Annotated in this window: 13 protein-coding genes; 6 read left to right on the top strand and 7 right to left on the bottom strand. The window is 72.6% G+C overall.

Annotation, left to right across the window (positions count from 1 at the left end; genetic code table 11):
- Positions 1 to 225: 225 nt before the first annotated feature.
- Positions 226 to 1,479: an exo-beta-N-acetylmuramidase NamZ family protein gene (locus IE178_RS06790; RefSeq protein WP_184766074.1), complete on the bottom strand. Its 1,254-nt coding sequence runs from the start codon at positions 1,477 to 1,479 to the stop codon at positions 226 to 228.
- Positions 1,480 to 1,647: 168 nt separating this feature from the next.
- On the opposite strand from IE178_RS06790, the gene IE178_RS06785 reads away from it, so the two are divergent.
- From IE178_RS06785 to IE178_RS06775, 3 genes are read left to right on the top strand one after another with little or no spacing between them, the layout of a single operon-like run.
- Positions 1,648 to 2,421 carry an SDR family oxidoreductase gene (locus IE178_RS06785; RefSeq protein WP_193511609.1) on the top strand — a complete coding sequence of 258 codons (774 nt, stop codon included), beginning with the start codon at positions 1,648 to 1,650 and terminating at the stop codon, positions 2,419 to 2,421.
- Positions 2,418 to 4,082 carry a class I adenylate-forming enzyme family protein gene (locus IE178_RS06780; RefSeq protein ID WP_193511608.1) on the top strand — a complete coding sequence of 555 codons (1,665 nt, stop codon included), beginning with the start codon at positions 2,418 to 2,420 and terminating at the stop codon, positions 4,080 to 4,082. The genes IE178_RS06785 and IE178_RS06780 overlap by 4 nt, the downstream gene beginning before the upstream one ends.
- A 27-nt stretch (positions 4,083 to 4,109) precedes the next feature.
- A complete protein-coding gene (locus tag IE178_RS06775; RefSeq protein WP_184766071.1) occupies positions 4,110 to 4,703 on the top strand; it encodes a TetR/AcrR family transcriptional regulator in 594 nt (197 codons plus the stop codon).
- A gap of 261 nt (positions 4,704 to 4,964) precedes the next feature.
- On the opposite strand, the gene IE178_RS06770 is transcribed toward IE178_RS06775, so the two are convergent.
- Positions 4,965 to 6,179 carry an acyl-CoA dehydrogenase family protein gene (locus IE178_RS06770; RefSeq protein ID WP_193511607.1) on the bottom strand — a complete coding sequence of 405 codons (1,215 nt, stop codon included), beginning with the start codon at positions 6,177 to 6,179 and terminating at the stop codon, positions 4,965 to 4,967.
- 6 nt (positions 6,180 to 6,185) lie between these two features.
- On the bottom strand, positions 6,186 to 7,208 hold the full coding sequence (locus tag IE178_RS06765; RefSeq protein WP_184766069.1) for a phosphotransferase family protein: 1,023 nt from the start codon (positions 7,206 to 7,208) through the stop codon (positions 6,186 to 6,188).
- Positions 7,209 to 7,407: 199 nt separating this feature from the next.
- Here IE178_RS06765 and IE178_RS06760 point away from each other — a divergent pair, with 199 nt between their 5' ends.
- Positions 7,408 to 8,346 carry an NADP-dependent oxidoreductase gene (locus IE178_RS06760; RefSeq protein WP_184766068.1) on the top strand — a complete coding sequence of 313 codons (939 nt, stop codon included), beginning with the start codon at positions 7,408 to 7,410 and terminating at the stop codon, positions 8,344 to 8,346.
- Between the two features lie 126 nt (positions 8,347 to 8,472).
- Here IE178_RS06760 and IE178_RS06755 read toward each other — a convergent pair whose 3' ends face one another.
- The 4 genes from IE178_RS06755 to IE178_RS06740 all read right to left on the bottom strand — a co-directional run bounded on the left by IE178_RS06755 (position 8,473) and on the right by IE178_RS06740 (position 10,838).
- Positions 8,473 to 8,820, bottom strand: coding sequence for a DUF202 domain-containing protein (locus IE178_RS06755; protein ID WP_318279874.1), 348 nt, complete (start codon positions 8,818 to 8,820; stop codon positions 8,473 to 8,475).
- Positions 8,817 to 9,209 (bottom strand): YidH family protein, encoded by a 393-nt coding sequence (locus IE178_RS06750; RefSeq protein WP_184766066.1) that lies wholly within the window; start codon positions 9,207 to 9,209, stop codon positions 8,817 to 8,819. Before IE178_RS06750 ends, IE178_RS06755 begins: the two co-directional genes overlap by 4 nt.
- Entirely contained in the window at positions 9,206 to 9,751 is a 546-nt protein-coding gene (locus IE178_RS06745; RefSeq protein ID WP_193511605.1) for an NUDIX domain-containing protein, read from the bottom strand. The genes IE178_RS06750 and IE178_RS06745 overlap by 4 nt, the downstream gene beginning before the upstream one ends.
- A 172-nt stretch (positions 9,752 to 9,923) precedes the next feature.
- Entirely contained in the window at positions 9,924 to 10,838 is a 915-nt protein-coding gene (locus IE178_RS06740; protein WP_184766064.1) for a DMT family transporter, read from the bottom strand.
- A gap of 301 nt (positions 10,839 to 11,139) precedes the next feature.
- Between IE178_RS06740 and IE178_RS06735 the strand changes: the two genes are divergently transcribed.
- Together IE178_RS06735 and IE178_RS06730 are read left to right on the top strand one after the other, a co-directional pair.
- Positions 11,140 to 12,090 (top strand): hypothetical protein, encoded by a 951-nt coding sequence (locus IE178_RS06735; protein ID WP_193511604.1) that lies wholly within the window; start codon positions 11,140 to 11,142, stop codon positions 12,088 to 12,090.
- A 57-nt stretch (positions 12,091 to 12,147) separates the two neighbouring features.
- The gene (locus IE178_RS06730) at positions 12,148 to 13,689 is read left to right on the top strand and encodes an APC family permease (RefSeq protein ID WP_193511603.1); all 1,542 of its coding nucleotides are present in this window, start codon (positions 12,148 to 12,150) and stop codon (positions 13,687 to 13,689) included.
- The last annotated feature ends 130 nt before the right edge of the window (positions 13,690 to 13,819 follow it).

Raw genomic sequence — 13,819 nt, 5'->3', positions numbered from 1 at the left:
GGGGAGGAGCCCCTTCCACGACAGTCTGAGAACTCCCCGCGGCTTCCACGGGTTCCTGAAGACCCCGCCGATATGCACACCGGTCGCCGATCTCCCGTCCGGCCGTCCGGCGCGACGGTGGCAGGTGCCGCGTCCGCGCAGGTCACAGCGCTGCTGGCGACGCCGCCGCAACGCGGACGGCGGCGGGCCGCCGTCCGCGACCCGCCGCCGTCCCCGCCGTTCCGCTCAGCGGTAGAGCAGGTACTCCCGCCGCATCCGCCGGAACGCGGCCAGCTCCTCCTGCCAGCCGCCGACCACCTCGTCCGTGTCCGCACCCGCGTCGATCATCGTGCGCACCCGGGTGGACCCGGTGAGCTTGTCGATCCAGTTGTCCGCACGCCACGCGAAGCCGCTCCACGACCGCCTGGCCGTGATCAGCAGACCGATCCCCGTCCGCACCGGATCGAACGCGTCGCGGTCGTGCACGTGGAGCTGAACGCCCCCGATGGTCTTCCCCTGGAACTTGGAGAACGTCGGCGCGAAGTACGCCTCCCGCAACCGCACGCCCGCGAGACCCAGCCCGTTCGCCTCGGCCGCCCAGCGCCCGTCGATGCCCTCCGCCCCCAGCAGTTCGAACGGCCGGGTGGTCCCGCGCCCCTCGGACAGGTTCGTGCCCTCGAACAGGCACGTCCCCGCGTACACCAGCGCCGTCTCGGGCGTCGGCATGTTCGGGCTCGGCGGTACCCACGGCAGCCCGGAGGCGTCGTGGAAGTCCGACCGCCTCCAGCCCGTCATCCCTACGGTCTCCAGCGGCACCGGCGCGGTCAGGAACTCCCCGTTGAACAGCCGCGCCAGCTCCGCCACCGTCATCCCGTGCGCCTGCGAGATCGGCTGCCGCCCGACGAAGGTCGCGAACTCCTTGTGCAGCACCGGGCCCAGTGCCGCCCGCCCGGTCACCGGGTTCGGCCGGTCGAGGACGACGAACCGCCTGCCCGCGAGCCGCGCCGCCTCCATGCAGTCGAACAGTGTCCAGATGTACGTGTAGAACCGTGCGCCGACGTCCTGGATGTCGAAGACGACCGTGTCCACGCCGGACGCGGTGAAGATGTCGGCGAGCGCCTGACCGCTCTTCAGATACGTGTCATAGACGGGCAGTCCGGTGGCCGGGTCGTCGTGACGGCCCTCGGAGCCGCCCGCCTGGGCGGTGCCCCGGAATCCGTGCTCGGGGCCGAAGACGGCGGTCAGGTCCACACGGTCGTCGGCGTGCATGACGTCGACGATGTGCCGCGCGTCCCGGGTGATGCCCGTCGGGTTGGTGACCACACCCACGCGTTGCCCGTCGAGCAGCCCGTAGCCGTCCGCGGCGAGCCGTTCGAACCCGGTCCGCAACCGCCGGCCAGTACCCTCCGCCGCCTGCCCGGAAGCGGCGTGCGAGGGTGCTGCGGAGGCCGCTACCGCGGCCGTGGTGGTGGCGAGCAGACTCCGTCTGGACAGCTTCATTCAGTGACCTCCGTGATCGCGGCGGGTGTCATGACCACGCACGCTAGCGCCCACGACCGTCCCGGGGAACGAACCGGACCGACCCCGCGCGGAACGCCTCTTCCACCTCGCATACCGACCGGTTAGTCTGACGCCGGAAGCCGCTGGGAGCCGCGTCGAAGGAGACCGATGGTGCAAGCCGTGCAGGGTGCGAAGGTGGTCGTCACGGGAGCCGGGGGCGGGATCGGAGCGGCACTCGCCCGCCGCTTCGCCGCCCAGGGGGCGCAGGTCGTCGTCAACGACCTCGACGCCGACCGCGCGAAGGCGGTCGCCGAGGAGATAGGCGGCCTCGCGGTCCCGGGCGACGCCTCCTCGATCGTCTCCGAGGCCCGTGACGCGCTCGGCGGGACGGTCGACGTCTACTGCGCCAACGCGGGCGTCGGCCGCGACGGCGGTGCGCCCGGCGATCCGCTCGACGAGCAGGGCTGGGCGCTCTCCTGGGACGTCAACGTCATGGCGCACGTCCGCGCGGCGCACGCGCTGCTCCCGGACTGGCTGGAGCGCGGCGGCGGCCGCTTCGTCTCCACCGTCTCCGCCGCCGGGCTGCTCACCATGATCGGCACCGCTCCCTACAGCGTCACCAAGCACGGCGCCTACGCCTTCGCCGAGTGGCTGTCGCTGACGTACCGCCACCGCGGCGTGAAGGTCCACGCGATCTGCCCGCAGGGCGTGCGCACCGACATGCTCGACGCCAGCGGCAGCGCGGGCGACCTGGTCCTCAAGCCGACCGCGATCGAACCGGAGGACGTGGCCGACGCCCTCTTCCGCGGCATCGAGGAGGACCGTTTCCTGATCCTGCCCCACCCCGAGGTCGCCGAGTACTACCAGGCCCGCGCCACCGAACCCGACCGCTGGCTGGCCGGCATGAACCGTATCCAGCGGCAGTGGGAGGCGACCCGGTGACCGGCTCCCGCTACGCGACCCGGCCCTGGCTGGCCCTCCTCACCGACGTCCAGCGCGCCCCCGTCGACCCCGCCGACTCCCTGGTGCACGCCCTGCGCCGCGCGGCGGCCGAGACCCCCGACCGCCCCTTCCTCGCCTACTTCGACGGCCGCCTGACCTACCGGGAGGCCGACGACCTCAGCGACTCCGTCGCCGGTCACCTCGCCGCGCGCGGCCTGGAACGCGGCGAGCGGGTGGCGATCCTGCTCCAGAACTCCCCGCTCTTCGTGCTCGCCCTGCTCGGCGCCTGGAAGGCCGGGGCGGTGGTCGTGCCCGTCAACCCGATGTACAAGTCGGGCGAGGTGAGCCACGTCCTGCGGGACGGCGACGTGGCCGCGCTGATCTGCTCCGACCGGGCCTGGGAGTCGTATCTGCGCGACACGGCGGCCGACTCCCCGGTACGGATCGTGCTCACCGGCTGCGAGCTGGACTTCCAGACCCGGGGCGACACGCGCGTGCTGACCTTCGACCGGCTCCCGCAGGCCCCGGACGCCGACGACCTGACCGCCGTCGCCCGTCAGGGCCACCGGGCGCCCGAGAACCGCGACCCCGTCACCACGGACACGGCGCTGATCAGCTACACCTCGGGCACCAGCGGCACCCCCAAGGGCGCCACCAACACGCACCGCAACATCATGTACAACGCCGAGCGGCAGCGCACCGGCCTGGGTCTGCCCGAGGCGCCTGTCTACTTCGCGCTCGCGCCCCTGTTCCACATCACCGGGATGGTGTGCCAGCTCGGCGCCTGTCTGAACAGCGGGGGCACGCTCGTGCTGGCGTACCGCTTCGACGCGGGCACGGTGCTGGACGCCTTCGCCGAGCACCGGCCGCACTACACCGTCGGCCCGTCCACCGCCTTCATGGCGCTGGCCGCCCATCCCGCCGCGAGCCGCGACCACTTCTCCTCCTTCGAGGTGATCTCCTCCGGCGGAGCCCCGCTGCCGCCCGCCCTGGTGGAGAAGTTCCGGGCCGGCTTCGGACCGTACATCCGCAACGGCTACGGCCTGACCGAGTGCACCGCCCCCTGCGCCTCCGTACCGCCGCACCTCGAGGCGCCCGTGGACGAGGCCTCCGGGACGCTGGCCGTCGGCGTCCCCGGGCCCGACACCGTCGTACGGATCGTGGACGACCGGGGCGAGGAGGTGCCCTTCGGCGAGCAGGGCGAGATCGTGGTGCGCGGGCCCCAGGTGGTGCCCGGGTACTGGGGACGGCCCGACGCCACCGCCGAGACCTTCCCGGACGGCGAACTGCGCACCGGCGACATCGGCTTCATGGACCCCCAGGGCTGGCTGTACGTCGTCGACCGCAAGAAGGACATGATCAACGCGTCCGGCTTCAAGGTGTGGCCGCGCGAGGTCGAGGACGTCCTCTACACGCACCCGGCGGTCCGCGAGGCGGCCGTCGTGGGCGTGCCCGACGGGTACCGCGGGGAGACCGTCAAGGCCTTCATCAGCCTGCGCCCCGGGGCCGAGGCGGACCCGGCCGAGCTCGCCGCGTACTGCAAGGAGAGACTGGCCGCCTACAAGTATCCGCGTCAGGTGGACATCCTGCCGGACTTGCCGAAGACGGCCAGTGGCAAGATCCTCCGTCGGGAACTGCGTTCCCTGACCCACGACGACTAGCAGCGACACGAAAGGCGGGTGGCGGCAGTGCCCAGGACCACGGACGGGGACGGCACTCCGGTGCCGCAGCGGCTCCTGGCCGCCGCCACCCGGCTCTTCGCCGAGCAGGGCTACGACCGCACCTCGGTGCAGGAGATCGTCGAGGCGGCCGGCGTCACCAAGGGGGCGCTGTACCACTACTTCGGCTCCAAGGACGACCTGCTGCACGAGGTGTACGCGCGCGTGCTGCGCGTCCAGCAGGAGCGCCTGGACGCCTACGCGGACGCCGACGAGCCGATCGAGAAGCGGCTGCGCGGCGCGGCGGCCGACGTCGTCGTCACCACGATCGAGAACCTCGACGACGCGTCGATCTTCTTCCGCTCCATGCACCACCTCAGCCCGGAGAAGAACAAGCAGGTGCGCGCCGAGCGCCGCCGCTACCACGAACGCTTCCGCGCGCTGATCGAGGAGGGCCAGCAGGCGGGCGTCTTCTCCACGGCGACCCCGGCCGATCTGGTCGTCGACTACCACTTCGGCTCCGTGCACCACCTGTCGACCTGGTACCGCCCCGACGGTCCGCTCAGCCCGCAGGAGGTCGCCGACCACCTGGCCGACCTGCTGCTGCGGGCCCTGCGCCCATGAGGTGCTCCCGGCCGCCCCTCGGGTGATCGAGCAGGGCCGCCGCCGCGGGGTTGCGCGGCCGTGGTCCGCGCCCGGCCGGCACCACCGTGCGCCCGGGATCCGGCTGCCGGACTGACGCACGGCAGCCCCGCCCGCTCACCGATCGGCCCGGCCACCGCCGCCACCGGGCAGTTCCCGCGCGTCCGGGCGCGGGCGGCGGCGGTGAAGCTGCCCTCGGTGACCACCGCCATGAAAGGGCGGAGCTGACGGATCTCCAACCATCTACAGGTACTTCTTCAGCTCCCGCCGTGCCAGGGACCGCTGGTGCACCTCGTCCGGGCCGTCGGCGAGCATCAGGGTGCGGGCACCCGCGTACAGCTCGGCCAGCGGGAAGTCCTGGCTGACCCCGCCCGCGCCGTACAGCTGGATCGCCCGGTCGAGGATGCCGACGACCGTGCGCGGTGTGGCGATCTTGATGGCCTGGATCTCGGTGTGGGCGCCCCGGTTGCCGACCGTGTCCATCATCCAGGCCGTCTTCAGCACCAGCAGCCGCACCTGCTCGACCGCCACGCGCGCGTCGGCGATCCAGTTCTGCACCACGCCCTGCTGCGCCAGCGCCTTGCCGAAGGCGCTCCGGGACACGGCACGGCGGCACATCAGCTCGATGGCCCGCTCGGCCATGCCGATCAGCCGCATGCAGTGGTGGATCCGGCCGGGTCCGAGCCGGGCCTGGGCGATGGCGAAGCCGCCGCCCTCCTCACCGATCAGGTTCGACACCGGCACCCGCGCCTGGTCGAAGATCACCTCGGCGTGACCGCCGTGGTAATGGTCCTCGTAGCCGAAGACCTGCATGGCGCGCTTGATCGTGACGCCCGGAGTGTTCCGCGGGACGAGGACCATGGACTGCTGACGGCGGAGGTCCGCCCCGTCCGGATCGGTCTTCCCCATCACGATGAAGATCGCGCAGTCCGGGTGCATCGCCCCGGAGATGTACCACTTGCGTCCCGTGATGACGTACTCGTCGCCGTCCCGCTCGATGCGCGTGGTGATGTTGGTGGCGTCCGAGGAGGCCACCTCCGGCTCGGTCATCGCGAACGCCGAGCGGATCTCACCGGCCAGCAGCGGCTCGAGCCACTGCTTCTTCTGCGCCGCGTCGCCGAACTGCGCCAGCACCTCCATGTTCCCCGTGTCGGGCGCGGCGCAGTTGGTGACCGTCGGCGCCAACTGCGGGGAACGGCCCATGATCTCGGCGAGCGGGGCGTACTGGAGGTTGGTGAGCCCGGCACCGTACCCGCCGTCGGGCAGGAACAGGTTCCACAGTCCCTGCCTGCGGGCCTCGGCCTTCAGTTCCTCCACCACGGGGACGGTCTCCCACGGGGAGGCCGCCCGCTCGCGCTGCTCGTGGGCGACCTGCTCGGCGGGATACACGTACTCGTCCATGAAGGCGAGGAGCTTGGCGCGCAGCTCCTCCGTGCGCGCGTCGAACGCGAAGTCCATGTCCTGTCAGCCTTCCTGAAGAGTCGTCAGACCGTGCTCGATGAAGACGGGGACCAGATCGCCGATGCGGTCGAAGCCCCGCCCGACCGTCTGGCCCAGGGTGTAGCGGTAGTGGATGCCCTCCAGGATCACGGCGAGCTTGAACCAGGCGAACGCCGTGTACCAGGACACCGCGGAGACGTCGCGCCCCGAACGCTCGGCGTACCGCTCGATCAGCTCGGCCGGCGTGGGGTGGCCGGGAGCCTCGGCCGTCGTGGAGACGGGGGAGTCCGGCGCGCCCAGCGGCATGCTGTACATCACCAGCAGGCCGAGGTCGGTCAGCGGATCGCCGAGGGTGGACATCTCCCAGTCGAGAATCGCGTTGATCCGGTCGTCCTCACCGATCAACACGTTGTCGAGGCGGTAGTCGCCGTGCACCACGGCCGGTGCGGGGGAGTCGGGCAGCTCCCGCCCGAGCGCGGCGTGCAGCTCGTCGATCCCGGCCAGCTCCCGGTTGCGGGAGGCGTCGAGCTGCTTGCCCCAGCGCCGCAGCTGGCGGTCCAGAAAGCCCTCGGGCCGGCCGAAGTCCGCCAGCCCCACCTCGCCGGGATCCACCCCGTGCAGCTCGACCAGCGTGTCCACCAGGTTCAGCACGGCGTCCCGGGTGCGCCCCGGACCGAGCGGGACGAGCTGGTCCGCCGTGCGGTACGGGGTGCCCTCGACGAACTCCATGACGTAGAAGGGCGCCCCGAGCACCTCCTCGTCCTCGCACAGCAGCACGGTGCGCGGCACCGGCACGGCGGTCGGGTGCAGCGCGCTGATCACCCGGTGCTCGCGCCTCATGTCGTGCGCGGTGGCCAGGACATGGCCGAGCGGGGGCCGCCGTACGACCCACCGCGCGGTGCCGTCGGAGACCGCGTAGGTGAGGTTCGACCTGCCGCCCTCGATCAGCCGGCCGGAGAGCGGGCCGTTCACCAGGCCGGGCCGCTCCCGTTCCAGCAGGCCGCGCAGCCGGTCGAGATCGAGTCCGGGCGGGTGGTCGGTGCTCATCATCGCTCCTACGGGCAGGCGAACAAGTACCCGCTCATGATGCCGACCGGTCGGTATGCCGTCCAGGGTGGCGGCGAAACGTGATCGGGGCCACGATAGGTGCTCGCCGTGGCCGCCGGCGGCCCCGACCGCCACGCGAACGGCGTATATCGGGCCATTCGGCTTGCACGGGAGGGCCGTACCCCAGAGGGTCGGACCCATGAAGGCGATCAGCTACTCACGGTACGGCGGCCCCGAGGTGCTCGGACTCGGGGAGGTCGAGGACCCCAGAGTCGGCCCCGACTCGGTGCTGGTGAAAGTGCGGGCGGCGGCCGTCAACCCGGTCGACTGGAAGTGCCGCGAGGGCTATCTGGACCAGACGCTCCAGGCCGTCTTCCCGGTCGTTCCCGGCTGGGACCTCTCCGGTGTGGTCGTCCGGCCCGGACCCGCCGTCCCGGAGTTCGCCGCCGGCGACGAGGTCATCGGCTATGCGCGGGAGGACGTCCTCTGCCGGGGCACCTTCGCCGAGTACGTGGCGGCGCCGGTGCGCGCCCTCGCGCGCAAGCCGCGCAACCTGTCCTTCGAGGAGGCGGCCGGTCTTCCCCTCACCGGGCTCACCGCGTACCAGGTGCTGCACCGCGTCCTCGAGGTCAAGCGGGGCGAGACCATCCTGGTGCACGCCGCCGCCGGCGGGGTCGGTTCCATCGCCGTCCAGATCGCCGCCCACCTCGGCGCCCGGGTCATCGGCACGGCGAGCGCGCACAACCACGACTTCGTCCGCCAACTGGGCGGGGAGCCCGTGAGTCACGGCGAGGGCCTGGCCGAGCGGGTGCGGGGGCTGGCCCCCGAGGGCGTGGACGCGGTGTTCGACGTGGTCGGCGGCGACGCGCTCAAGGTCTCCGCGAACCTCCTCGCTCCCGAGGGCCGCCTGGCGTCGATCACCGACCCCGAGGTGGTGGGCTACGGCGGCCGGTACTGGTTCGTCCGCCCCGACCCGCAGGACCTGCGGCGCCTGTCCGAACTGGCGGAACAGGGCGTGGTGAGCGTGCACGTCTCGCGGACCTTCCCCCTGGCACAGGCAGCGGACGCCCACCGCCTGAGCCAGGAGGGCCGCACCCGCGGCAAGATCGTCGTGACGGTGACCGAGGACGACCACTGACATCTCAGCCCGTCCGGTGGTCGAGGGCGAGGCAGGCTCTTGGCGCCGAACGGGGTTCCGGGGGCGGAGCCCCAGGGACGGGAAGGGGCGGCGGGGGCGAGACCCACTCCCCGTCGCCCCGCGGGGTCACCCCTGGAGGACAAGGGCCGCCCCGCACACCGCCATCACCACCGTGCACAGCACCGCCGCACCCGCACGCCGAGGCACCAGTGCCCCCGGCACACGCGAAGCCGCCAGAACACGGATCCGCCGATGGGCGATCCGCAGAATCCCCAGCCAGCAGACGCAGCACACGGCACCCGCGACGATCCCCGCCACCGTCCCCCCGCCGGCCAGAGCCGTCTTCCCGGCGAGCAGGGCCACCACCGTGCCCGACAACGTCGTACGCCGCCACGCCAGCCGTGTCCGCTCCGGCTGCAGCCCGGGATCCCGGTCCGGCACCTGACCCGGCGGCCCGTTCACGGGTCCGTTCACCCTTCCCATCCGACGAGCACGACGACGACCATCACCACGGCCACGACCGCGACGACCATGCTCAGCAGCGCCGGGAACCGGGACACCGGCAGATCCTCGCCACGCCGCATGGCCCGCTCGCAGCGCACCCAGTGGTTGACCGCGCGCAGCGCGCACAGGACGCCCGCGGCGAGCAGCGCCAGCGCGAGCCCGACCCGCCAGCCCCAGCGCAGGTCCGGCAGGAACTGGTCCACGGCGAAGCCGCCGCCGATCAGGGCGAGCGCGGTACGCAGCCAGGCGAGGAACGTCCGTTCGTTCGCGAGCGAGAACCGGTAGTCGGGTGTCCCGCCCTCCTGCCGCACCTCCTCGGGCGCGAACCACAGCCGGATGTTCCGCACGAAGTCGGTCACGCCGTGCACCCCGGCTTCCCGGACGACGGGGCGGGCCCCGACCGGTGCGCCTTGAGCCGTTCGTACGCCGCCAGCCCGTCGGGCGTCCACTCCCACTCGCCCAGACGCCGCTCCAGCTCGGCCTCCGACAGGAAGTCGTGCCAGGCCACCTCCTCGGCCTGCGGCCGCACCGGCAGATCGCAGCGGACCTCGTACACCGCCGACCACCAGCTGTGACCGGCCCCGTCGTCGTACCGGAACGTGAAGAGGTGCACGGGACGCGGCAGACCGCTCACGCCCAGTTCCTCCTCGGCCTCCCGCAGCGCCGCCTCGTCGTAGCCCTCGCCCGCGCCGACGACTCCGCCGACGAACATGTCGTACAGAGAGGGGAAGACCAGCTTGGACGAGGTGCGCCGGTGGACGAAGATCCGGCCCCCGGCGTCCCGGACCAGGATGAACGCACAGCGGTGGCGCAGCCCCCGCGCGTAGGCCTCACCGCGAGGAGACCGCCCGATCACCCGGTCGTTCTCGTCGACGATGTCGATGATCTCGTCAGCACTCATACGGCCATCCAAGCAGGGCCCCCGTCCACGCCCGGCGCGAGATCCCGCGCCTCGGCGAGCTGCTCCAGCGTGTCGAGGGCCCCCGTCCACGCCCGGCGCGAGATCCCGCGCCTCGGCGAGCTGCTCCAGCGTGTCGAGGGCCCCCGTCCACGCCCGGCGCGAGAACGACGGCTCACCCCACCCGTACGTCCGCAGGCCGCGCCCGCCCCACTGTTCCCTTCGGCATCGCGGGATGCATGCCCAGCAGCACGATGCCCCCGACCACCGCCGCGAGCCCGCCCGCCTCCCAGGTCAGCGCGCCCGCGTCGGTGCGCAGCCGGTCGCCGAGGAAGCCGACGCCGCAGGCGATGCCGGCCAGCGGCTGGGCCGCGGTCAGGGCGGGCAGGGACATCCGCAGGGGAGCGGTCTCGAAGGCGCTCTGCACCAGCACCAGCCCGGTCACCCCGAGCGCCAGCACCGCGTACGGCTGCCATCCGGTCAGCAATTCCGCGAAGCCGCCCTCGGCCAAGCGCTGCCCGCTCACCCGGGTCAGCGCGTCCTGCACGCCGTACAGCAGCCCCGCGGCCAGCGCCAGCAGAATCGGGCCCACGGTCAGCCGTGCCCGCTTGGCGCACCCCGTGAGCAGCAGGGCCAGCCCCACCATGCCGCCGATGATCAGCCAGTGCCGCAGCGGATCGGTGAACGCGTGGCCGCCACTCGGCTCGCCCGCGACGACGAACGCGGTCACTCCACCCGCGAGCAGCGCGAGCCCCGCCCAGCCCTGGCGGCCCAGCGGCTGCCGGGTCTGATGGCGGGAGAGCGCCAGCGCGAACAGCAGGTTCGTCGCCAGCAGCGGCTCCACCAGGGACAGCTCACCGTGGCCGAGCGCGGTGGCGCCGAGCGCCATGCCGGCCACCATGAGGGCCATGCCGCCCAGCCAGCGGGGCACCTTCATCAGGTCGAGAAGGAGCCGAGGGGAGAGGAAGTCGCCGATCGGAGCCCGCTGCGCCGCGTTCTGCTGGAGCACGAAACCGAAGCCCAGGCAGCACGCGGCACTCACGGCGAGTACCAGTACCGGAACCGACACGCTGCGTACCTCGATGATCATGCGGAGTGACGGACGCGTAGGGGTCGACTCTAGCCGCCGCCCGCCCGCCGCGCCTCCGTCCGCGGGCGCGGGAAAACGTCTGTTCCGTCACGTCGCCCGGGTGGCGTCTCGGCCCCGGGCCACAAGTCAACTGCCTGTCACTGCAGTTGACGCGTGTAAGGCACCGGGCGCCCTTGACGCGCTTCGTTGGCTGGCGGTTTGCTGTGAGTGATCGGCTCATGGCCGTCGGCAGCCGACCACTGCCGTACCGACCGCCCGCCGTGAGCGGAGCCACAAGAAGAGCGCGTGAGGAAGTCCCGCGGTGCCCCCACCCCCGCCCTCCCTCGGCCGTGCCCGCAGACGAGCGGCACAGGCCTTCGACGAGGCCCTCGACGACGCCGAACTCGTCGCCGCGCGGACCGCACTGGCACAGGGCCGATGGCAGGACACCCGCGCGCTGCTGGTCCGGACGGGGGACGACTGGGACCGCCGGGGCCACCGGCTGACGGTGCTCGCCCGGGAGTCGTACTGCGCGGCCTGGGCCCGCGAGTGGCTGCTCGCCGAGCCCGAGTCCGGCGACGCGTCCGCGCTGCTCGCCCTCGCCCAGGTGCGGCGCGCGCTGCGCGGCAAGGACAAGCCCGCCCGCGCCCGCGAGGCCTGCCGCGAGGCGGCGGAGCGCGTGCCCGCCGACCCCACCCCCTGGCTCGGACTGCTCCTGCTGGAGTGCGCCCAGGGGGCCGAGGGGGACGTGGTGCGGCTCTTCGAGCAGGTCCGCACCCGGTACGCGGACCACCACCACGCCCACCACCTCGTGGTCGCCTGGCTCGCGGAGCGTCGCGTGCGGGCGGGCCCCGACCCGCTGCACGAGGTGTACGACTTCGCCAACTGGGCCGCCGAGCAGGCACCCGCCGACTCACCGCTGGCGATCCTGCCGGTCGTCGCGCACGCCGAGCGCTACCGCACCCTGGCCGTCGCCGGGCACGAACCCCCCGACCCGGTCGCCTCCGGCCACTGGGTCGGCCGCCGCGCCCGGCAGGTGATGAAGGTTGCCTTCGACTGGTGGCTGGAGTGGGAGCACGAAGGCCATCCGCGCCGCCTGGTCGACCTGAACTTCCTCGCCCACGCCAAGGTCTGCGAGGGCCGGGGAGCCGAGGCAGCCGCCCTCTTCCACCGCATCGGCGACCACGTCACCGACGCCCCCTGGTCCTACCCGGACCGTGACGCCCGTACCGCCTTCCGTACCGCCCGCGCCGCCGCCCTGGGCACGGCCTGACCAGCCCCACCCCCCTGCACCCCCCGCAACCACAACCGACCCAAGGACGGTCTCGAGATGACGACGGACAGTTCGAGCACCAGCAGAGTCACGGCCGACGGCATCAGCACCTTCAAGGGGCAGGAGCGCGCCCTGCGCGCCGACCGCCTCGGCACGGGGGGCCTGCTGCTCTCCGTCCTCGCCGCGACCGCTCCCCTCATGGTGGTCGCCGGTGTCATGCCCACAACATTCGCGGTGATGGGCATCGTCGGTCAGCCGCTGCTCTTCGTCCTCCTCGGCGTCGTACTCGTCCTGTTCAGCCTCGGCTACGCCGAGATGAGCCGGCACGTCCACAACGCCGGCGCCTTCTACGCCTACATCTCCCGCGGGCTCGGCGGCACCGCGGGCGCGGGCGCCGCCCTGGTCGCGCTCGTCGCCTACAACGCGCTCCAGGTCGGCATCTACGGCATCTTCGGCTTCGAGGTCTCCGGGCTCTTCGCCACCTACGCCGACCTGGAGGTCGCCTGGTGGATCCCGGCGCTCGCGGCCGTGCTCGCCGTCGGCGCGCTGGGCTGGCTCAAGATCGACGTCAACGCGCGCGTCCTCGGCGTCCTGCTGGTCATCGAGGTGCTGCTCGTCGTCGTCTTCGACATCGCCGCCATCGCCGATCCAGGCCAGGAGGGCCTGTCACTGCACGCCTTCAATCCGGACACGCTCTCCGGCGCCGGCGTCGGCACCGCCCTGTGCTTCTGCATCGCCGCCTTCCTCGGCTTCGAGCAGGCGCCCGTGTACGCGGAGGAGACCAGCAGGCCGCACGTCCTCGTCCCGCGCGTGATGTTCCTCGCGGTCACCGGCGTCGCCGTCTTCTTCGCCATCAGCAGCTGGGCGCTCACCGTCGCCACCGGCCCCTCCGGGATCGTCGGCACCTCGCGGGAGCAGAGCGCGGGACTGCTGTTCTTCCTCACCGAGGACCGGCTCGGCGGCACCTTCACCGACGTCCTGCACGTCCTGTTCGTGACCGGCATGTTCGCGGCGATGCTCAGCTTCCACAACGTCGTCGCCCGCTACGCCTTCGCCATGGGCCGCGAGGGCCTGCTGCCCGCCGCCTTCGGCCGCACCACCGGTACCAGCGGGGCCCCCGGCACCGGCTCGCTGCTCCAGACCGTCATCGCCGCCGTGCTCGTCCTCGCCTTCGCGCTCACCGACGACAAGCCGACCGGCGACCCGACCGCGCCCGTCCTGCACCTGTTCACCTGGGGCGGCAACATCGGCGCGCTCGGGGTGATCGTGCTCATGGCCATCGCCTCCCTGTCCGTCGTCGTCTTCTTCATCCGGCGCGGCGCAGCGGGCGCGCAGGCCGGGCGGCTGGTCACCTCGGCGCTGGCGGGCATCGCCCTGGTGGTGATCGCCGGCTACACGGTCAAGGACTTCGACGTGCTGGTCGGCGCGGGCCCCGGCTCCTCCCTGAGCTGGGTCCTGCCCGGCGTCATCGGTCTCGCCCTCGTCGTCGGCCTGGTCCAGGGCGAGGTCCTGCGCGCCCGCGCCCCCGAGGCGCACGCCCGCATCGGGCTCGGCAACGAGGCGTTCCAGCTGGAGAAGGAGGCCGAGCGCGCCTCGTAGAGCGCGGCGGTTACGGAACTCTGACGGGCACCCGCGATCCCTGGCCCGGCGGGGGCGCGGGTGCTCGAATGGAGAGGTGAACTCCGAACAACCGCCGGACCCCCCGGACGAGCAGGGCACGAGGGACGAG

The sequence above is a fragment of the Streptomyces griseoloalbus genome, from assembly GCA_014650015.1.
Lineage (GTDB): Bacteria > Actinomycetota > Actinomycetes > Streptomycetales > Streptomycetaceae > Streptomyces > Streptomyces griseoloalbus.
Note: the sequence above shows the minus strand (reverse complement) of the source record. Positions and strands in the feature narration are given on the sequence as shown.